The following is a 19,502-nucleotide window of genomic DNA, read 5'->3' as shown; positions in this document are numbered from 1 at the left end:
AAGGAACCTACCGAAGGCTGGATGAATGTGCAGCCGTTTTTGGCGAGCAGGGGATATTGTCAAGGGAGCCGGTAACGCCTATTTCAGGTTGAAACGTTTCCTGGGCGAGCAGGCCCCCGGGTAAGAGCAATACCAGCAGACTGCCGGTAAATAATCGGATCATCTTTCTTTTCATGGAGCGTTTGATTAGCGTTTCGTAAATATAACAGATTTTCTGTTTCTTCCATGATTGTTCCAGTGGCTTTAAAAACGTACCTTTGCGCCAAATTAAAAACACGAGTAAATATGTCATTAGTAGGAAAAAAAGCACCATTATTTAAAGCAAGTGCCGTAATTAACGGCATGGAGATCGTCGAAAATTTTTCACTCGAACAGTTTATCGGGAAAAGCAATGTGCTGTTTTTCTTTTATCCCAAAGATTTTACCTTCGTTTGCCCAACGGAACTGCATGCGTTCCAGGCCAGGTTGGAGGAGTTCAAAGAGCGCGGCTGCGAGGTAGTGGCTTGTTCTACTGATACTGAAGAATCCCATTGGAACTGGCTGCAGTTACCGAAAGAAAAAGGCGGCATCCAGGGCGTTTCTTATCCCTTGGTAGCGGATACCGCTAAAACCATCAGCACCAATTTCGGGGTGCTGGCAGGCGAATATGATTATAATGAAGAAGGCAATTTAATAGCTACCGGTCCCATGATCGCTTACCGGGGATTGTTCCTGATAGATAAGGAAGGTGTGGTGCAGCATCAGGTGGTAAATAACTTCCCGCTGGGCCGGAGCGTAAGCGAGGCTTTACGGATCCTTGACGCTTTAACACATTTTGAAGAACACGGCGAAGTTTGCCCGGCCAACTGGCAGCAGGGAGAAGCCGCCATGGAAGCAAGTTTTTCAGGAGTTTCGGAATATTTTTCCGCTAACTAACGCTGGACGTATATAGCACTTACCAACCGTAAAGGAAGGTTATTTCTCAAAATGGCGATTAAAAAGTCCGCCCCGCCCGGCGGATTTTTTTGTAGCTGCGCCGGCCCGGCCCCGCAGGTACAAAAAAAATACGTATTTTCGCTCCGAAATATTAGGAAAAATAAAGCAAATGAGTCAAAGCGGAATTACCAAGTCATTTGATTTGGGCGATGGAAGAACGATTTCCATCGAAACAGGAAGATTAGCAAAGCAAGCCGACGGCGCAGTAGTTGTCCGCATGGGTGACGCCATGCTGCTGGCAACCGCCGTATCGTCAAAAGAAGCCAAACCAGGCGCGGATTTTCTGCCTATGTCTGTTGATTACCAGGAAAAATTTGCGGCAATGGGCCGTATCCCGGGTAGTTTTATGAGACGTGAGTCCAGGCTTTCCGATTATGAAGTATTGATCAGCCGTTTAGTGGACAGGGCTCTGCGCCCCATGTTCCCGGATGATTATCACGCCGACACACAGATAATGATCACAATGATCTCCGGCGATAAGGAGGTTTCTCCTGACTGCCTGGCCGGCCTGGCAGCCTCAGCTGCCCTGACCATCAGCGATATACCTTTCAACGGTCCGATCTCGGAAGTGCGGGTAGCGCGGGTAGACGGGCAATTCATGGTAAATCCAACGGTTACCGACCTGGAAAAGGCGGACTTTGAGATCATGGTGGCTGCTTCTGAAAAAGATATAGTCATGGTAGAGGGCGAGATGCAGGAATGTTCCGAAGCAGACCTCCTGGAAGCCCTGAAAATTGCCCACGAGGCGATTAAAATACAAGTGCGGGCACAGCTGGAGCTGGCGGAAATGGTTGGAAAGGCCAAGCGGGAATATGAGCATGAAACCAACGACGAAGAGCTGAGGCAGCGCATTAAAAGCGAATTGTACGATAAGATCTACGAGATCGCCAAATCGGGCTCTTCCAAGCAGGAACGTTCCGAAAAGTTTAAGGCGCTCCGGGACGAGTTTAAAGAGGCGCAGGGCGAAATTGATGAAGAGCGCGAACTCCTGATCAAACGCTATTACCACGATGTGGAAAAGGAAGCGATGCGCGATATGGTGCTGAATGAGCGGACCCGTCTTGACGGACGTTCTGCAACCGATATCCGGCCTATCTGGTGCGAAGTGGATTATCTTCCTTCCGCCCACGGATCGGCCATTTTTACCCGGGGAGAAACCCAGTCACTTACCACCGTTACGCTGGGAGCGAAAATGGATGAGCAGCTGATCGATAGCGCGATGTTCTATGGCTATAATAAGTTCCTGCTGCATTATAATTTCCCTGGCTTTTCAACAGGTGAGGTGAAACCCAACCGGGCTCCTGCAAGAAGGGAGATCGGACACGGTAACCTGGCGGCAAGAGCGCTCAAACAAGTTCTTCCCCCGGATTCTGAAAACCCTTATACCATTCGCATCGTTTCCGACATTCTTGAATCAAACGGCTCTTCTTCAATGGCTACGGTTTGCGCAGGAGCGCTCGCATTGATGGATGCCGGGGTAAAACTGAAATCACCGGTTTCAGGGATTGCCATGGGAATGATCAGCGACTCGGCTTCAGGGAAATATGCCATCTTATCCGATATCCTTGGGGACGAGGATCACCTGGGTGATATGGACTTTAAGGTTACCGGGACGGCAAATGGTATTACTGCCTGCCAGATGGATATTAAAGTGGACGGCCTTTCCTATGAAGTGCTGGCTGAAGCCCTTGAGCAGGCCCGTCAGGGACGTCTGCATATCATGGGTGAAATGGAGAAAGCGCTTACCGGCCCGCGTGAGGATTACAAACCGCATGCACCGCGTATTGTTGAGATTTCCATTCCACGCGAATTTATCGGCGCCGTTATCGGACCAGGCGGAAAGAACATCCAGGAGCTTCAACGCGAAACGGGCACGACTGTTAATATAGAAGAGGTGGGTGATGAAGGCAAGGTGCAGATATTCGCCACAGATAAGGAATCCCTCGATAATGCTGCCAACCGGATCAGGATGATCACGGCAACCCCTGATGTGGGAGAAGTCTACGATGGTATCGTCAAAACCATTATGTCATTTGGCGCTTTCGTGGAATTCATGCCGGGAAAAGACGGCTTGTTGCATATATCTGAAATTGACTGGAGCCGCCTCGAAAGCATGGACGGCGTATTCCAGGTAGGCGATACGGTTAAGGTGAAATTGATCGAGATCGATAAAAAGACCGGCAAGTTCAGGCTTTCCCGCAAAGTATTGCTGCCTAAGCCCGAAGGCGCCCCTCAGGACAGGCCGGAGCGGCAGGGCCACCAGCATTCGCGCCATGGCGGGCAGCGGCAGGACCGCGACCGTCCGAGAAACCAGGACCGGGATCGTCCAAGAGATCAGGACCGCGGCCGTTACGAGGATCGCTCTCAGCAGGACCGCCCGCAGGAGGAACGTCCGCGGCAGGAGGGCTCGCAGCAGGAAAATCCTGAGCAAGCTCCCCGGCAGGAAGACAATGACTTGTAGAGAATTGCAACGGAAAACCTCGAAGGTTTAACGTTATTTCTTAACCAATTGATCGTAAGGGGCGTATTCGCCCCTTACTTGTATCCGTATATCGGGAGATATCTGGTCTGAAAGGGCTTCAGGGATTCGGATCCCGTGATCTGTCGTGCTTACCATGAAAGAGGATTCCAGCAGGATGTCCTGGTCCCTGACCGTGAGGAAGCCTTCAATTTCCCTTTTGCTCTTTTTTCCGTGGATTTCAAGTATTCCCTGCACTTTAACGGCTTGTTTCCCTTTCCTTGAAAGGTCGATATTTTCGGTGAAACGGCCCTTAAAAGTAGCTTTTGGAAAACGGTCGCTTTCCATGTAATTCTTATTAAAATGCTCCTGCATAAGCAGGCGGTAAAAGATAAACGAACTGATGTCCACGCTGAACGTAATTTCCTGTTTGGCAATATTGAGCATGGACGTTCCGCCGGTTGAGTAAGCTTCGAAATTCTTTTTGGGAGTGTCGGAATAAAAGGTGATGTTCAAATCATGCGCGGTGAAAATGCTTTGCGCCCGGGCTGCCACCGATGTGGAAAAAAGAAAGACCAGGCAAGCGTACCGCAGCATAATATTATTGTATTTTTGGACCGTATTGTGACTAACAATCCAAAATTAAACTTGTTTAGGAATAGATGTAACGAGTATGATGATGAAACACCTGATCGCCCCTTCTGTACTGTCTGCGGATTTCGCACACTTGTATGACGACGTGAAAATGATCAATGAAAGCAGCGCGGACTGGTTCCACGTGGACGTGATGGACGGCAGTTTTGTTCCCAATATTTCGTTCGGTTTTCCCGTGATCTCTTCCCTGCAGCATTATGCAAGGAAGCCCCTGGATGTACATTTAATGATTGTGCAGCCGGAACGCTACCTGGAAGAATTCAAAAGGGCCGGCGCAAAGATACTTACCGTTCATTACGAAGCCTGCACCCATCTTCACCGAACGGTCAATGCCATTCAGGAACTGGGCATGAAGGCGGGAGTGGCCATTAACCCGCATACTCCCGTTCACGTGCTGGAAGATATCCTTGCGGAAACGGACCTGGTCCTGGTTATGTCGGTAAACCCCGGTTTCGGCGGCCAGAAGTTCATTGAAAATACGTATCGAAAACTGCGGGCGCTCAAAGAAATGAGAAAGGCAACGGGTACTGATTTCTTAATAGAGGTGGACGGCGGCGTTAATTCGCATAACGCCCTGGCGCTGCTGAAGGCCGGAGCCGACGTGCTGGTTGCCGGAAACTCCATTTTTTCAGCCGAAGATCCCGCGGAAGAAATAGCAGAGTTGAAAAAAATCAGGATTGATATCCTGGAAGCATAAAATAATGATAAATTTGCCGCAACCATTAATATTCAAGCAATCATGAAATATAATTTCGGAGCCGGGCCCGGCATTTTATCACAGGAGGTACTGCAGGAAGCTGCAAAGGCTGTTACAGACTTTAATAATTCCGGTTTATCGATCCTTGAAATATCTCACCGTTCAGTAGATTTTCAGGCAGTGATGGACGAAGCGCAGCAACTGGTAAAGGAACTTCTTAACCTGGATGCAGGATATTCTGTTTTATTCCTCCAGGGAGGAGCCAGCCTGCAATTTGCCATGGTTCCCTACAACCTGCTTGATGAAGGTAAAATGGCCGCCTACCTGGATACAGGAGCCTGGGCATCCAAGGCCATTAAAGAAGCCAAATATTTCGGAGATGTGAAGGTAGTAGCCTCTTCAAAGGAATCTACTTACACCTATATTCCCAAGGATTATGCGATTCCTGAAAACGCGGCTTATTTCCACATTACGTCCAACAATACCATTTACGGGACACAGGTAAAGGAATTTCCCGCTTCTCCGGTGCCAATGGTCAGCGACATGTCTTCCGATATTTTCAGCCGGAGTTTTGACGCTAATAAATTCGGCCTGATATATGCCGGCGCCCAAAAGAACATGGGGCCTGCCGGCGCCACCATGGTCGTAGTTCGCGAGGACATGCTTGGAAAAGTTCAGCGTACGATCCCTTCCATGCTCAATTATAAGATACATGCTGAAGGCGGTTCCATGTACAATACGCCATCTGTGTATGCGATCTATGTTTCTATGCTTACCCTTCGCTGGATAAAATCCATCGGCGGCATTGCGGAAATTGAGAAACAGAATAATGCCAAGGCGGCGCTTCTTTACGAGGAAATTGATCGTAACCCTTTGTTTAAAGGTACTGCAGCGGCAGAAGACCGTTCCCATATGAATGTGTGCTTTGTAATGGAGGACCCTTCCCTTGAACCTGAATTCATGCAAATGGCCAAAGATGCCGGCTGCGTAGGTATTAAAGGACACCGCAGCGTAGGCGGGTTCAGGGCTTCTATTTACAATGCCATGCCTTTGTCAAGCGTCCAGGTACTGGTTGACCTGATGAAGGAATTTGAATCGAAAAAAGGCTGACACCATTAATCCCAAACAAGAATAAACAATGATTAAAATTCTGGCCAACGACGGCATCGATCCCATCGGTAAGAAAATGCTTGAAAAAGCAGGTTTCCAGGTGGACACTCAAAATATTCCCCAGGAAGAACTTGCTTCCCGCCTGAACGATTACGATGCGGTAACCGTTCGGTCGGCTACGAAAATTCGCAAAGACCTGATTGATGCCTGCCCGAATATCAAATTAATTGGCCGGGGCGGCGTTGGTATGGATAATATCGACGTTGAGTATGCCCGCGGCAAGGGAATAGCGGTAGTAAATACGCCGGCTTCTTCTTCCTTGTCGGTGGCGGAACTTGTATTTGCCCACCTGTTTGGAGGCGTACGTTTCCTCTATGACGCTAACCGGCAGGTACCGGCTGAAGGCAATACCAACTTTGGCGGATTGAAGAAAAAATATGCCAAGGGCAGGGAGCTGCACGGAAAAACCCTGGGTATCCTTGGCTTCGGCCGGATTGGAAGGGAAGTAGCTAAGGTTGCCTTCGGGGTAGGGATGGACGTGATCGCTTACGATCTTTTTGAATTCAGCCCTGAAGTAACACTTGATCTGGCTAATAATACTACCCTGAAAATGAGGGTGAAAACGTCCAGTAAGGAAGAGCTTTTGAAAAATGCGGATTTTGTCACCGTCCACGTTCCGGCCCAGCCGAACGGGGAGCCGGCCGTAGGAAAGGCCGAACTTGACCTCATGAAAGACGGTTCCGCGCTGGTACATTGCGCAAGAGGCGGGGTTATTGACGAAGAAGCACTCGTTGCCGCCCTGGATAGCGGCAAGCTTTCGTTTGCCGGCCTGGACGTTTTCGCGAATGAGCCATCGCCCTCGCAGAAGGTATTGCAACACCCGAAGATCTCCGTATCGCCTCATATCGGCGCTGCCACCGGGGAAGCCCAGGAGCGGATCGGGGTGGAGCTTGCGAACCTGATCATCGATCATTTTAAAAAATAAACAGCCATTCCTGCCGTGCCGGAGATCGACTACTTCACCGGCACGGCAGCAAAGGGCATAGAGAAAATCATGCTGCCCTATGCCTCATATTAAACCTTTTTGCGGCATTCGCCCGGTACAGGAATATGTTGAGCGCGTCATTACCTCTCCTCCTGATCTTCCGCTGGATGAAGCTGCCTTGTCGCAGTTGTCGGCCAATCCTCAATCTTTCTTAAACCTGGTAGCGCCTCCGCTTGCAAATGAATTTCTTCAGGGTTCCCGGGACGCCCTTATCTATAAACAAGCTGCTGAAAATCTTCATACTTTTCTTGAAAACGGCATTCTGCAGAAAGAAGAGGTTCCCTGCCTTTACCTTTACACGGTTGAAGGAACCGGCTCCCGGCAAACGGGCATCTGGACGGTTACCCTCTTTGATGATTACCTGAATAACCGCGTCAGAAAACACGAATATACGCGCATCGAAAGGGAAAATAGCATTGCAGACTACGTCCGCCAGACCGGCATTGACGCCAACCCCGTACTTATTGCTTATAAACCGCACCAGGGAATTGACCGGCTGGCAGGCAGTTACCTGCAGCAAGCTCCCGCATTGTCATTTTCCAAAGAAGGAAAGCAACACACGCTGCGCCGGATTGCTTCGGCTACTGACATACAGCTGCTTGTCAGCTATTTTGATGAACTTCCGGCCGCCTATCTTGCAGACGGACACCACCGCGCTGCCGCGCTATCTTCCTATGGAGTGGAGCGGAGGAAGTTCAATTTCAAACATACCGGTGAAGAAGAATACAACTTTTTTCCTCCATTTATTTTTCTTCCGAAACCCTGGAAATTAAGGCATTTAACCGCCTGGTTAAGGACCTGAACGGCCTGAGCAACGCTACTTTCCTCGAAAAACTTTCTATTGATTTTCATGTGTCGGAACGCGCTGCGCCGCCGGCTCCGGAGCCTGGTTGCTTCGGAATGTACCTTGCCGGGCAATGGTATTTTTTGCTTCCCCTGAATACGGTGGAACAACCAGGAGATGTTCCGGCCGGGATTCCGCAAGAACGTTCAGGAGAAAGCGGGGCGGCGGAAATACAGGCCGGCCCGGAAAGCCAGGCAAGAACCGCGATGGATCCCGTTAAGGCCCTGGATGTAACTTTATTGCAGGAACGCATTCTTGCTCCACTGCTAGGCATCAATGATCCCCGGACGAATGAAAGGATTCGTTTTTCGGGCGGTGCCGTCCAGGAAGCGCTTGCCCGCGAAGTGGACAATGGCGCAGCTGCCGTACTCTTTTCCTTATACCCAACGTCCATCCATCAATTAATGGCGGTAGCCGATGCCGGCCTGGTGATGCCGCCTAAATCCACCTGGTTCGAGCCAAAACTTGACCTGGGAATTTTGACACATTATATAGACTGAATTCGATGAAGCAGGTTAAAGATCGCGGCAATACCATGTTAATCCTGGCAATTGCGACGATGGCAATGGTCGCGATAGCTATGTCCAGTCATCTTATCGCTTATTGGACGCTTCCATACCGGTTTGCGAGTGATTTAATTCCTTATGATCTGGTCCGGGAAATGACACAGCCCCATTTTCTTATGCTTGTTTTGGGAATAAGTGCCTTAGCAGCCGGCGCACTGTTCCTATGGTTGTCCAGGCCGGTAGTGACGATCGTAATCTCGGTAATAGCTGTAATTATTTTAATTGGCTACCCCGTTTAGTATTTAACAGGCTACGCTTCGAGCTGCAGGCCGGTAAGGTAACGGTACAGGCCGTCTGTAAGCATGAGGTCCTGGTGGCGGCCGCTCTCCTGGACTTTTCCTTTGTCCAGCACAATGATCTTGTCGGCTTCGCGGATGGTGGAGAGGCGGTGGGCAATGATAATGGAGGTACGGTTTTTCATCAGTTCTTCAAGCGCTTCCTGCACCAGCCTTTCCGATTCGGAATCCAGGGAACTGGTAGCTTCGTCCAGGATCAGGATGGCGGGGTTTTTCAGCAGGGCGCGGGCAATGGCAATTCGCTGACGCTGCCCGCCCGATAATTTTACGCCGCGTTCGCCTACTACGGTATCATAGCCTTCGGGAAAGGACATAATGAATTCATGGGCGTTGGCCCGGTGGGCCGCTTCCTCAATTTCTTTCCGGCTGGACCCGATCTTGCCGTAGGAAATGTTTTCCATGATACTGCCGCCGAATAATAAGACGTCCTGGGGAACGATAGCCACCTGGCTGCGAATATCCGAAAGGCTGAATTCGGTAGAAGGAATATTGTCAAAAAGGATCCGTCCGCCCGAAGGTTCGTAGAACCGCAATACAAGCGAAGCAATGGTTGACTTTCCGGCGCCGCTGGGCCCCACCAGAGCGATCCTTTCACCTACGCCGGCTTCAAAACTGACGTCGCGGAGAACGGGCACTTCGGCCCGGCCGGGATATTGAAAGCTGATCTGGTCAAATATAATACTTCCCCGCAGCTGGTGCCCGGCCGTTTTTTCCTGCGGAGTTGTTGCCGATGCTGCCTGCGGGTTGCCTGCTCCCGTTCCGTACGTAGCAGGTCCTGCGTGCCCTTCACCTCCGGCACCTGCCGTAACTGGCCCTGCCTGCGTTGCACCCCCGGTCCCGGTCGTTGCAACTCCTGCCGGAGTTGCAACTGCTCTCATCCCGGCTGTTGCAGCTTCTGCCTTAGCTGTTTCTGCTTCCGCCAGGGATACTTCAATGGGTTCGTGGCCTTCCTGCAGAAGTTCCAACACCCTTTCGGAGGCGCCGACCGTTTTCTGAAGCTGCGTGTAAAGCTCCGCGAATCCGCCCATGGCGCCGCCCACAAACATGGAGTAAAGGATAAATTTGGTAAGATCACCAATGGATATTTCGCCGGAATAGACCATCCGGGAGCCGAACCATACAACGCAGAGAATTACGCCCAGCAGGCCAATACTGATAAAGGAAATAAATCCGGCCCGGAATTTTGCGTTCTTAAGGGCGATACTTACCACTCTGTTAATATTCCCGGCATAGCGTTTGGCCTCATAAGGTTCATTGGTAAAGGCTTTTACATTCGAGATCCCTTGTAAAGTTTCTTCAACCACCACGTTTGATTCCGCCAGCTGGTCCTGGGCCTTACGCGAAAGCTTCCGGATATACCTTCCGAATACGATGGCAACGACCACCAGCAAGGGTAGCACGCAAAGCATCATCAGGGTAAGTTTCCCGGAAACAAAGGTGAGCGCAATGATCCCGCCAACAAGGAAGAGGAGCTGGCGAAGGAACTGGGCCAGGGTGGTGGTCACCGAATCCTGTATCTGCGAAAGATCGGCCGAGATGCGGCTGCTCAGCTCGCCCACCCGGTTCTTGTTAAAGAATTCCATGGGAAGCCGGATAAGCTTATTATAAAGGTCTTTCCGGATCTGCGCCAGGGATTTTTCAGCCACTTCCACGAACCAGTAAACACGAAAGAAGGATAGAATAGCTTGTACTACCAGGATGCCCAGCAGCACCAGCGCAATCCGGTCTACGGATCCCGGCCCGCCTTCCAGTGATTGAGTGGCCGCGTCGATCAGCTTGCCCATCTGGTTGGGGATGAGCAGCATGGCAACGGAGGTGAGCATCAGGAAAAATATTCCTGCGCTGAATTTCCAGCGGTAGGGGCGAAGATACTTTAGCAAATAGCTGATCTTATTCAGGGACTGCTTATTGATCTTTGCTTTGGGAACTTCTTGTGCCGCCGGATTACTACTATTCAGTCGCTCACGTGCCATGTATCTGTTTTGACGCCAAAATTAACCATTTATCATGTCATTGGAATGTCATTTTTGCCGCATTGACAATGAATTCCTGGCGTTTTCTGGCAAAAGACCCCGGGTTGTTCCCGGTATAAGATTTGAATTCCCTGATAAAATGCGACTGATCGGAAAAACCGTGTAAGTGGGCGATATATGAAAAATCGGGAACGTTTGTCTGCTGCAGGTAATCCTGTACAGCGTTCAGGCGGGCAAGTCGCATGTATGCTTTGGCGGTAATACCGTATCGCTTCTTAAATTCGCGCTGCAACTGACGGGGGCTGATAGCAACCTGGCCGGTTAACGCTTCCAGGGGTAACAATCCCTGGCATTTACGGATAAGACCGGCTGCCTGGCCCGTGTAGTCGTACCCGGACCTGTTCATTTCGAGTTGCTTCATAAGGAAATTGTCGGTCAGCGCTATTTTTTCCCCGATGTCGCGGCAATCTCTCAAACGGGAACAATAGTCGCCGAAGCGGCGGCCAAGTACCTTCGTACTGTCTTCATAGCTTCCCTGCAAAACAGCCGGAGGAATACCAAAAACAGTATGGATCCCTTCGGGATGAAACCGGATACCGAATACCTGAACTCTTGTAGGGAAACGGACTTCATAAGCATGGGTAAAAAGCCCTATCAAAGTGAAATCGGGTGAACGATCCCAATGTTCATACTTTGACAGGGCGCAGTGATCGCCGGTAAGGTGGATAATGAGTTCAAGGCAACCATTCGGGACAACCCGTTGGGAAATACCGGATGTTCCGTTCCGGTTGAAATCACCGGTCCAATAGGCTTGTACAAAACCAGCCAGCGGAAGACAAGGGTGATATTGCCGGAGTAAGTTGCTCATGCTCAGAGGTGTGCAATTTACGAAGAATATTCTTTAAATAGCAGCGCCGTGTCTACCACATTGGAGTTCGCAGGCAGCCATTCTTTTTCAAAAGTGGCCACAATGTGGTTGCTTCCTCCGAATACTCCAAGCACTTTTGCCTTTCCTGGCCCGACGTTGCAAAGGTTATGGGTAACCATTTTTGGCACAAGTGTTATATCGCCCGCGGATACGATTGTCTCTTCGCCGCCGATACTGACGTTCAGTTGTCCCTGCAGGATAACCAGGAGTTCTTCGGCGCTGTCGGTGTGCGCTCCGAGCGAATCGCCCGGCTCGATTTCAACGTAAACAGTGGCCAGCTGCCTGGAGCCATGTGCGCCCACAAGGGGAAGGTCGCTTTGCAGTGTTGTTTCGGATCTTCTTTCGCGGTGAACTCGTTTAGTTCGATCGCGTTTAAGTTAACAGTTGTCATGTGTGTGTGATTATATTATGTATGTGATTATTTATACGGAAATCGCGCGCTCCATTTCGCGGATAGCTACCTGCACATCATCCGCAGTAGTCCGCCAGTTGACAAGCGCGGCTCTGATACCGGCTTTTCCGGCGTAAACCGTTGGTGTCATGAATACTTTCCCTGAACCATTGAGTCTTTCCAGAAAGACGGGTACCCGGTCAGGCTCTGCTTTCAGGGTGAAACATACTGTATTGAGCCGGACGGGAGCAAGGAGCTGGAAATCATCACTTTTTTCGATGTATGCGCCCAGCTCCCGCGCCAGCAAAATATTATTTTCTATAATGGAGCGGTAACCGTCCCTGCCGTACGCCAGCAGGGTGAACCAAACCGGCAGCGCTTTCAGCCGCCGGGAATTTTCCGGGAGGTAATTTAGGTAGTTGAAATTTTCGGCCTGTTCTCCCAGGTACGGGGCGTTGGAATTCCGGAAGGTTTCCAGCTGAAGCGTTTTGTGTTTCTCCTTTACCAGGAAAAAGGCGTTTTCATAAGGCACATTCAGCCATTTATGCGCATCAATGGTAATGCTGTCGGCGTTTTCCCAACCACGCAGCAAGTGTTTGTGTTCCGGAGATAATGCCGCGAAAGCTCCGAAGGCTGCATCGATATGCCACCAGAACCGGTATTTTTCTTTCAGAAGGGAAATCGCGTGCAGGTCATCATAATCAACGGTGTTTACGGTTCCGCCACTGCTGATGAGGATAAAGGGCTCCCCCTGCAGGCCCTGAATGGCTTTTTCGAGCGCGGCCGGATCTATGGCCTCCCGGTTTCCGGAAAGCGTATCTACTGTTACGATATTGGCGCTTCCCAACCCAAGCAGCGAAAGTGATTTAATCGCCGAAGAATGGGGCGTCGCGGACAACACCTTCAGCGATTGTTGCACCCCTTCCCGGGCGACGTCACGGCCAAGCTGCCTTCCGGCCCATTGCCTGGCCACGGCCAGACAGGTAAAATTCGACATCATTGCCCCGGATACAAACCCGCCCTTAAAATCTCCGGGAAGGTCAAATAACTGAAGTAATAAATTAATGGTTTCCAGCTCAATAACTGCCGATACGTCACCTGGCCCTTTAGGTGTTTGGGTGTTTTGGTCATACACGGCGGCCAGCCAGTCTCCGACAATGGCCGCAGGCGTGGCCCCTCCGGTTACAAATCCCCAGTACCTGGGGCCGGTTGAAGCCACCATGATCGGTTCGAATCGCCGGTTAAATTCGTTGAGAGCCTCCAGCCCTCCGGCTCCTTCCGGATCCAATACGCGTCCGTTGCCTTCCTTCGTGCTGCTTCTCTGTCCGCCCGACCCGGTTCCGCCGTATTGCCCGGGGGCAACGGAGGTAGGCGTCCGGTCAATTTTATTTAACCAGGAAACCCCGCGGGAGGCGGCTGTTTCCAGTAATTGTTCCAATATTTCCAGATCGTTTTTAAGCACCTTGTCCATACGTTTATTATTTCTGACAAAAGTAAACGCTTTGCCAGCGCCCGAATTGAAAAAAAACGACATTTTGCAGGATTCTTGACAGGACACTAATATTTTTCTACTTTTAGCGCCGGTGTGGATATAATTGCGGTCAAAAATAAAAGCTGCCCGCACCGGAAGTAGCTCCTGCATTGCATGCCGATCCTGAACAACAAACGAACCATCCGCGCGTGGGCCATGTATGACTGGGCTAATTCAGCCTATAACCTGGTGATCACTTCCACCATTTTCCCGGCTTATTACGTGGCGGTTACTTCCGCACAGGATACCGACAAGGTACGCTTCTTCGGGAAGGAGTTTGTAAACACTGCGTTGTCGAACTACGCGCTCGCGGCCGCCTACCTGATTGTAGCCCTAATCACGCCCATTCTTACAGCAACGGCAGATTTCAGGGGGAATAAAAGGAATTTTCTGATGTTCTTCACCTGTCTGGGCTCGCTGGCCTGCGCAGGACTGTTTTATTTTACCGCCGATACCCTGGAACTGGGCATTATCTGCTTTGCGGTGGCCGCCATCGGCTATTGCGGAGGAGTAGTGTTCAGCAATTCCTATCTTCCGGAAATCGCAACCAAAGATCAGCAGGACAGGATTAGTGCAAAAGGATATGCCTATGGGTATATCGGCAGCGTACTGCTGCAGATCCTTTGCTTTGTTTTCGTACTTAAGCCTGACTGGTTTGGAATCAGCGATCCCGGACTTCCCGCCAGGCTTTCATTCCTCCTGGTGGGCGTATGGTGGATCGGTTTCGCCCTGATCCCTTTTATTATACTGCCCAAGGGGAGTCCCAATTACCAGCGTCTTGACAGGAGAAAAATACACAGCGGGTTTCAGGAGCTGCTAAAGGTCTGGAAGCAGGTCCGGAAGCATCCGTCACTCCTTTACTACCTTCCTGCATTTTTCTTTTATTCCATGGGCGTGCAAACCGTTATGCTGGTGGCCGCTGCTTTTGGTGAAAAAGAGCTGAACCTGGGTATGGAAAAGCTGATCGGAACGATCCTGGTGATCCAGTTAGTGGCCATCCCGGGCGCCTATCTTATCTCGGGGGCCGGGAGGCGCTATGGAAATGTTCCGGTGCTTGCCGGGGTGGTGCTGATCTGGATTGGCGTTTGCATTTCTGCCTATTTTATTTCGAACGAATATCAATTTTACGCCCTTGCGGCGGTGGTGGGCCTGATAATGGGCGGAATACAATCCCTTTCCCGGTCTACCTTTTCCAAGTTCCTGCCGGAGAACACCCCGGACAGCGCGTCTTATTTTAGTTTTTATGATGTGACTGAAAAACTTGCCATCGTAGCCGGCCTTTTCAGTTTCGGCTATGTAGAAGAACTTACAGGAAATATGCGTATTTCGACACTTATACTGGGTTCTTATTTTATATTTGGCTTGGTTTTACTGGTCGTTCTTGCAAATGTTTCGGGAAAAGCCAGCCGGCTTGCAGCGGGTTAAAAAGAGGATTGTCCTTACAGAAAATAATATGAAAGTCGAATTATTCATCCCTTGTTTTATTGACCAATGTTTTCCTCAAACGGCATTGAATACAGTGAAAGTACTGGAAAACCTGGGATGCGAAGTCATTTATAACCCCCAGCAAACCTGCTGCGGGCAACCGGCGTTTAACTCCGGATTCTGGGACGAAGCCAAGGAAGTCGGACAAAAATTCCTGAACGACTTTTCCGAAGAACATTATATAGTTTGCCCTTCGGCATCCTGCGCGGGAATGATCAAAAATTACTACACCGATCTGTTCCTGAATTCTGCCGCCCATAATAAGTGCCGTACCGTACAGCAAAACATGTACGAGTTGTCAGACTTTATCGTGAACGTGTTGAAAAAGGACGCAGTGGGCGCTTCTCTTAAAGGAAGGGCGGTTTATCATTCTTCCTGCGCTTCTTTAAGGGAATGTCATCTTAAAGACGAGCCGCTCCGGCTTCTAAAAAACGTGGAAGGCCTGGAACTCGTTGACCTGCCTCATGCCGATACCTGCTGCGGCTTCGGGGGAACCTTCGCGGTTAAGTTCGAGTCTATTTCCACGGCGATGGCGCAGCAGAAAATAGATAATGTCATGAGCCGTGAAGTAGAGTATATCATTTCCACGGATGTTTCCTGCCTGTTACATCTTCAGGGCTATATTGACAAGCATCACCTGCCGCTGAAAACGCTGCATATTGCCGATGTCCTGGTAGGAAAAGCCTGAACGCGGTGGTATTGCTTCGTGTAAAAAATACAGTATATTTATCCGTCTTTAAGCCATAATCAGAATATTATTAAATAGGATCACTGAAAATTTTAAGAAACGCATGGAAAGAAAACTTCGAATGGGAATGATCGGTGGTGGCAAGGACGCCTTTATCGGCGCTGTCCACCGCCTGGCTTTGAATATGGATGGCCAGATTGAACTGAAGGCCGGCGCCCTGAGTATTGACCCTCAGATAGCTAAGGAATCTGGTGAAATGCTTTTCCTTGACCCCTCGCGGATCTATACCGATTATAAAACGATGTTAGAAGAAGAAGCTGCCAAGCCTGCCGAGGAGCGTCTTGACTTCATTACGATCGTGACTCCGAATTTTGTACACTTTGCGCCGGCCATGCTGGCATTGGAGAAAGGGTTCCATGTCGTAGTGGAAAAACCCATGACCTTTACCCTTGAAGAAGCCCGGCAACTGCAGGCCAAGGTCGAAGAAACAGGCCTGACGCTGCTGCTGACCCATACTTATACCGGTTATCCAATGGTAAAACAAGCCCGGCAGCTTATTAAGGACGGCGCACTTGGTAAAGTAAGGAAAATATGGGTAGAATATCCCCAGGGCTGGCTGAGCAAACTTACCGAACGGGAAGGAAATGCGCAGGCAGCCTGGCGGACCGATCCCAAAAAATCCGGGAAGAGCGGCTGCATGGGCGATATAGGGACTCACGCCGCGAATTTAGCGGAGTATATTTCCGGCCTGAAGATCAGCCAGATCTGCGCGGACCTGCACACCCTGGTGGAAGGCCGGGTACTGGACGACGACGGAGCCGTACTGCTTCGCTTTGATAACGGCGCGGCGGGCGTATTAATGGCATCCCAGGTGGCCGCCGGAGAAGAAAACGCGTTAAAAATTCGCATTTACGGTGAGAATGGCGGCCTTGAATGGGCGCAGCATGAGCCTAATACTCTTATTGTACGGTGGCTGGATAAACCGGCTGAAATCTGGCGGGCGGGAACCGGTTACCTGTCGGAAGCCGCCGCAGCGAATTGCCGCACGCCGGCCGGGCACCCCGAGGGTTACCTGGAAGCATTTGCCAACCTTTACCGCAATTTTGCCCAAACACTTGCCGCCAGGATAGACGGTGTGGAGCCGCCTGCTGCCGCGCTGGATTTCCCGGGTGCGGCTGATGGCGTGCGCGGTATGCTGTTTATAGATAAAGTAGTGGAATCATCTGCCAGCGATCAGAAGTGGACAAAATTCGAATAGTATGAAGACGATCAAAGGACCCGCTATTTTCCTTGCGCAGTTCATGGATGACAAGGAGCCATTTAATAATTTAAAGAATATTTGCAACTGGTTAGGCGATCTGGGATACAAGGGGATACAAATCCCTTCCTGGGACGGGCGCTGTATGGACCTGGCCAAAGCTGCCGAAAGCCGCGACTATGCCGATGAGCTTAAAGGCACCGTGGCAGAAGCCGGGCTGGAGATCACGGAACTTTCCACCCACCTGCAGGGCCAGCTGGTGGCCGTACAGCCGGTTTATGATGAACTTTTTGACGGATTTGCACCTGCCGAATACCATAAAAATCCTAAAGCCCGCACAGAATGGGCTGTCAACCAGCTCAAGCTTGCGGCAAAGGCGAGCGCCAACCTGGGGCTGAAAGCCTGCGCGAGTTTTTCCGGCGCCTTAATGTGGCATACGGTATATCCCTGGCCGCAGCGTCCCGGGGGACTGGTGAAAGCCGGTTTCGATGAACTTGCCAAACGCTGGGTTCCTATTTTCGATGTATTTGAGGAGCATGGGGTAGATGTCTGCTTTGAATTGCATCCCGGAGAAGACCTTCATGACGGCGTTACCTTTGAACGCTTTCTGGCTGCCGCCGGCAATCACAAACGCGCGAACATTCTCTACGATCCCAGTCATTTTGTGCTGCAGCAGCTGGATTATCTCCAGTTCATTGATTTTTACCATGAAAGGATCAAAATGTTCCACGTAAAGGACGCGGAATTTAATCCTACCGGTAAATCGGGGGTTTACGGGGGCTACCAGGACTGGATTGACAGGCCGGGGCGCTTCCGCTCCCTGGGCGACGGGCAGGTGGACTTTGGAGGCATTTTTTCCAAATTATCCCGGTACGATTTTGACGGATGGGCGGTAATTGAGTGGGAATGCTGTATAAAGGATCCTGTTCAGGGAGCTACCGAGGGTGTTGGTTTTGTAAATGACCATATTATCAAGGTAACGGAAAAAACCTTTGACGATTTTGCAGGAACCGGCCCGGATGAGGCTTTTAACAAACGTATACTTGGAATATAAAATAATATGAAGAAAACATATATAACGTACGCAACCGCATTCGCGGCGCTGGCCTGGGGATGTACCGGCCAGTCAACAAAAAACGAAGAAGAACAAAAAGACAGTACAGCAGTGGAAACAGGAGCAAATAACGGGCAAAACCAGCTGAGCGAACAGGAAAAGGCCGAAGGATGGGTACTCTTGTTTAACGGGCAGACTACCGAGGGCTGGAAAGGATACAACAGGGATGATGTACCGGTGGCCTGGGTGGTGGAAGAAGGAACGCTTACGCTTGATACCGCGAAGCTTGGATCCGGCGGCGGAGATATTATGACTGCAGCGGCTTACGAGGATTACGAACTTCGCCTGGAGTGGAAGATCTCCCCGAACGGGAACAGCGGTATTATTTATAACGTCGTGGAAGGGGAGCATCCCGCTACTTACCACACCGGTCCTGAAATGCAGGTACTGGACAATGACGGCCACCCTGACGGAAAGATCGAGAAGCATCGCGCCGGCGATCTGTATGATCTTATTAAAAGCAGCGAAGAGCCGGTAAAACCTGTCGGCGAATGGAACCAGGTAAGGCTGGTACAAAAAGACGGAAAAATCGAACACTGGCTGAATGGGGTAAAGATCGTGGAAGTGGATACCAATACGCCCCAATGGGCCGAATTGATTGCAGGGAGCAAGTTCAGTTCCATGCCTGATTTTGGAAAGTCGCAAAAGGGGCATATTGCCCTGCAGGACCATGGAAATAAAGTGTGGTACCGTAACATCAAGTTAAAACAACTTTAATTTCAAATCCCGGTCGTATGAAATGCCACCGATTCATTAGCTGCTTCTGCGTGTTCTTCCTGATGGCGGCGGCCTTTGCGCCGGCAGCGGCGGGGCAGGATAAACAGCTGCTTGTCTTTTCAAAGACGGCAGGGTTCCGGCATAATTCAATTCCCGCCGGAATTGAAGCGCTTAAAAAGATGGGGCGGGAGCAGGGCTTTAGCATTACGGCCACGGAAGATGCTGCTTTTTTCACCGATGAAAAGCTGGCCGCCTACCATGCCGTCATCTTTCTTAATACGACCGGGGATATCCTTGACGAGGAACAACAGGCCGCTTTTGAGCGGTATATACAAGCGGGACACGGATTTGTCGGGATCCACTCGGCAACGGATACGGAATACGAATGGCCCTGGTACGGGAAACTGGTCGGGGCCTATTTTAAAAGCCATCCCCCGACCGCAAAGGGCAAGCTGAAAGTGGTAGATCATTCGCATCCCTCTACAAAGGGGCTTCCCCGGGAATTTATGCATAAGGATGAATGGTATGACTTCAGGAAGAATCCCTCTTCTTCTGAAGTGACCGTTCTGGTGACCATTGACGAGACCAGTTATGATCATGGTGAAAACAAAGCGCATCCCGTATCGTGGTACCACGAATTTGACGGCGGGAGGGCCTTTTATACGCTAATGGGACATATGCCGGAATCTTTTAGCAATCCCCTGGTGTTGAAACACCTTTCCGGGGGCATTCGCTATGTGCTGGAAGGCTCCTGAGCGCGTGCCTGAAGTTC

The 19,502-nt window shown here is 50.5% G+C and carries 18 protein-coding genes and 1 pseudogene; 13 read left to right on the top strand and 6 right to left on the bottom strand.

Translation table 11 applies throughout. The features are described from left to right. Positions 1–7 precede the first annotated feature (7 nt). A complete protein-coding gene (locus FRZ59_RS18545) occupies positions 8–175 on the bottom strand; it encodes a hypothetical protein (RefSeq protein ID WP_158640646.1) in 168 nt (55 codons plus the stop codon). A gap of 110 nt (positions 176–285) precedes the next feature. Here FRZ59_RS18545 and FRZ59_RS14950 point away from each other — a divergent pair, with 110 nt between their 5' ends. Continuing rightward, positions 286–915 carry a peroxiredoxin gene (locus tag FRZ59_RS14950; RefSeq protein ID WP_132128610.1) on the top strand — a complete coding sequence of 210 codons (630 nt, stop codon included), beginning with the start codon at positions 286–288 and terminating at the stop codon, positions 913–915. Positions 916–1,084: 169 nt separating this feature from the next. Next, positions 1,085–3,436 carry a polyribonucleotide nucleotidyltransferase gene (locus FRZ59_RS14945; protein WP_132128609.1) on the top strand — a complete coding sequence of 784 codons (2,352 nt, stop codon included), beginning with the start codon at positions 1,085–1,087 and terminating at the stop codon, positions 3,434–3,436. Between the two features lie 33 nt (positions 3,437–3,469). Here FRZ59_RS14945 and FRZ59_RS14940 read toward each other — a convergent pair whose 3' ends face one another. After that, entirely contained in the window at positions 3,470–4,030 is a 561-nt protein-coding gene (locus tag FRZ59_RS14940; RefSeq protein WP_132128608.1) for a YceI family protein, read from the bottom strand. 82 nt (positions 4,031–4,112) lie between these two features. On the opposite strand from FRZ59_RS14940, the gene rpe reads away from it, so the two are divergent. From rpe to FRZ59_RS14910, 5 genes and pseudogenes are all read left to right on the top strand, one after another. Continuing rightward, positions 4,113–4,784, top strand: a complete 672-nt coding sequence (gene rpe / locus FRZ59_RS14935; RefSeq protein ID WP_207910254.1) for a ribulose-phosphate 3-epimerase — start codon at positions 4,113–4,115, stop codon at positions 4,782–4,784. Positions 4,785–4,826: 42 nt separating this feature from the next. Next, positions 4,827–5,894, top strand: coding sequence for a 3-phosphoserine/phosphohydroxythreonine transaminase (gene serC, locus FRZ59_RS14930; protein WP_132128607.1), 1,068 nt, complete (start codon positions 4,827–4,829; stop codon positions 5,892–5,894). 28 nt (positions 5,895–5,922) lie between these two features. After that, a complete protein-coding gene (locus tag FRZ59_RS14925) occupies positions 5,923–6,879 on the top strand; it encodes a D-2-hydroxyacid dehydrogenase (RefSeq protein ID WP_192901580.1) in 957 nt (318 codons plus the stop codon). Between the two features lie 79 nt (positions 6,880–6,958). Beyond that, positions 6,959–8,283: pseudogene (locus tag FRZ59_RS20035) on the top strand (DUF1015 domain-containing protein). A 5-nt stretch (positions 8,284–8,288) separates the two neighbouring features. Beyond that, complete coding sequence (locus FRZ59_RS14910; RefSeq protein ID WP_132128605.1) at positions 8,289–8,588, top strand: hypothetical protein; 300 nt, start codon at positions 8,289–8,291, stop codon at positions 8,586–8,588. A gap of 11 nt (positions 8,589–8,599) precedes the next feature. Here FRZ59_RS14910 and FRZ59_RS19185 read toward each other — a convergent pair whose 3' ends face one another. The 4 genes from FRZ59_RS19185 to FRZ59_RS14885 form a co-directional block, all read right to left on the bottom strand. Then, a complete protein-coding gene (locus tag FRZ59_RS19185; RefSeq protein ID WP_225975081.1) occupies positions 8,600–10,618 on the bottom strand; it encodes an ABC transporter ATP-binding protein in 2,019 nt (672 codons plus the stop codon). Between the two features lie 37 nt (positions 10,619–10,655). Further along, entirely contained in the window at positions 10,656–11,486 is an 831-nt protein-coding gene (locus FRZ59_RS14895; RefSeq protein ID WP_132128604.1) for a helix-turn-helix transcriptional regulator, read from the bottom strand. A 17-nt stretch (positions 11,487–11,503) separates the two neighbouring features. Next, positions 11,504–11,848: a cupin domain-containing protein gene (locus tag FRZ59_RS14890; protein WP_158640645.1), complete on the bottom strand. Its 345-nt coding sequence runs from the start codon at positions 11,846–11,848 to the stop codon at positions 11,504–11,506. A gap of 120 nt (positions 11,849–11,968) precedes the next feature. Next, a complete protein-coding gene (locus FRZ59_RS14885; RefSeq protein WP_132128602.1) occupies positions 11,969–13,408 on the bottom strand; it encodes a pyridoxal phosphate-dependent decarboxylase family protein in 1,440 nt (479 codons plus the stop codon). Between the two features lie 174 nt (positions 13,409–13,582). Here FRZ59_RS14885 and FRZ59_RS14880 point away from each other — a divergent pair, with 174 nt between their 5' ends. From FRZ59_RS14880 to FRZ59_RS14855, 6 genes are all read left to right on the top strand, one after another. Beyond that, positions 13,583–14,893 carry an MFS transporter gene (locus FRZ59_RS14880; RefSeq protein ID WP_132128601.1) on the top strand — a complete coding sequence of 437 codons (1,311 nt, stop codon included), beginning with the start codon at positions 13,583–13,585 and terminating at the stop codon, positions 14,891–14,893. A 28-nt stretch (positions 14,894–14,921) separates the two neighbouring features. Next, positions 14,922–15,641: a (Fe-S)-binding protein gene (locus tag FRZ59_RS14875; protein WP_132128600.1), complete on the top strand. Its 720-nt coding sequence runs from the start codon at positions 14,922–14,924 to the stop codon at positions 15,639–15,641. Between the two features lie 103 nt (positions 15,642–15,744). After that, a complete protein-coding gene (locus FRZ59_RS14870; protein WP_132128599.1) occupies positions 15,745–16,899 on the top strand; it encodes a Gfo/Idh/MocA family protein in 1,155 nt (384 codons plus the stop codon). A gap of 1 nt (position 16,900) precedes the next feature. Beyond that, a complete protein-coding gene (locus tag FRZ59_RS14865) occupies positions 16,901–17,953 on the top strand; it encodes a sugar phosphate isomerase/epimerase family protein (protein WP_132128598.1) in 1,053 nt (350 codons plus the stop codon). A gap of 6 nt (positions 17,954–17,959) precedes the next feature. After that, positions 17,960–18,730, top strand: a complete 771-nt coding sequence (locus FRZ59_RS14860; RefSeq protein ID WP_132128597.1) for a 3-keto-disaccharide hydrolase — start codon at positions 17,960–17,962, stop codon at positions 18,728–18,730. Between the two features lie 17 nt (positions 18,731–18,747). Beyond that, the gene (locus FRZ59_RS14855; RefSeq protein ID WP_207910246.1) at positions 18,748–19,485 is read left to right on the top strand and encodes a ThuA domain-containing protein; all 738 of its coding nucleotides are present in this window, start codon (positions 18,748–18,750) and stop codon (positions 19,483–19,485) included. The last annotated feature ends 17 nt before the right edge of the window (positions 19,486–19,502 follow it).

Origin of the sequence: Anseongella ginsenosidimutans (genome assembly GCF_008033235.1) — a bacterium.
Classification (GTDB): domain Bacteria; phylum Bacteroidota; class Bacteroidia; order Sphingobacteriales; family Sphingobacteriaceae; genus Anseongella; species Anseongella ginsenosidimutans.
Note: the sequence above shows the minus strand (reverse complement) of the source record. Positions and strands in the feature narration are given on the sequence as shown.

Bases quoted from the DNA above. Each gene is read 5' to 3' on its own strand.
- rpe (WP_207910254.1), top strand. From the start codon at position 4,113: ATGAAACACCTGATCGCCCCTTCTGTACTGTCTGCGGATTTCGCACAC.
- FRZ59_RS14860 (WP_132128597.1), top strand. From the start codon at position 17,960: ATGAAGAAAACATATATAACGTACGCAACCGCATTCGCGGCGCTGGCC.
- serC (WP_132128607.1), top strand. From the start codon at position 4,827: ATGAAATATAATTTCGGAGCCGGGCCCGGCATTTTATCACAGGAGGTA.
- FRZ59_RS14950 (WP_132128610.1), top strand. From the start codon at position 286: ATGTCATTAGTAGGAAAAAAAGCACCATTATTTAAAGCAAGTGCCGTA.
- FRZ59_RS14925 (WP_192901580.1), top strand. From the start codon at position 5,923: ATGATTAAAATTCTGGCCAACGACGGCATCGATCCCATCGGTAAGAAA.
- FRZ59_RS14945 (WP_132128609.1), top strand. From the start codon at position 1,085: ATGAGTCAAAGCGGAATTACCAAGTCATTTGATTTGGGCGATGGAAGA.
- FRZ59_RS14855 (WP_207910246.1), top strand. From the start codon at position 18,748: ATGAAATGCCACCGATTCATTAGCTGCTTCTGCGTGTTCTTCCTGATG.
- FRZ59_RS19185 (WP_225975081.1), bottom strand. From the start codon at position 10,618: ATGGCACGTGAGCGACTGAATAGTAGTAATCCGGCGGCACAAGAAGTT.
- FRZ59_RS14895 (WP_132128604.1), bottom strand. From the start codon at position 11,486: ATGAGCAACTTACTCCGGCAATATCACCCTTGTCTTCCGCTGGCTGGT.
- FRZ59_RS14880 (WP_132128601.1), top strand. From the start codon at position 13,583: ATGCCGATCCTGAACAACAAACGAACCATCCGCGCGTGGGCCATGTAT.
- FRZ59_RS18545 (WP_158640646.1), bottom strand. From the start codon at position 175: ATGAAAAGAAAGATGATCCGATTATTTACCGGCAGTCTGCTGGTATTG.
- FRZ59_RS14865 (WP_132128598.1), top strand. From the start codon at position 16,901: ATGAAGACGATCAAAGGACCCGCTATTTTCCTTGCGCAGTTCATGGAT.
- FRZ59_RS14885 (WP_132128602.1), bottom strand. From the start codon at position 13,408: ATGGACAAGGTGCTTAAAAACGATCTGGAAATATTGGAACAATTACTG.
- FRZ59_RS14910 (WP_132128605.1), top strand. From the start codon at position 8,289: ATGAAGCAGGTTAAAGATCGCGGCAATACCATGTTAATCCTGGCAATT.
- FRZ59_RS14875 (WP_132128600.1), top strand. From the start codon at position 14,922: ATGAAAGTCGAATTATTCATCCCTTGTTTTATTGACCAATGTTTTCCT.
- FRZ59_RS14940 (WP_132128608.1), bottom strand. From the start codon at position 4,030: ATGCTGCGGTACGCTTGCCTGGTCTTTCTTTTTTCCACATCGGTGGCA.
- FRZ59_RS14870 (WP_132128599.1), top strand. From the start codon at position 15,745: ATGGAAAGAAAACTTCGAATGGGAATGATCGGTGGTGGCAAGGACGCC.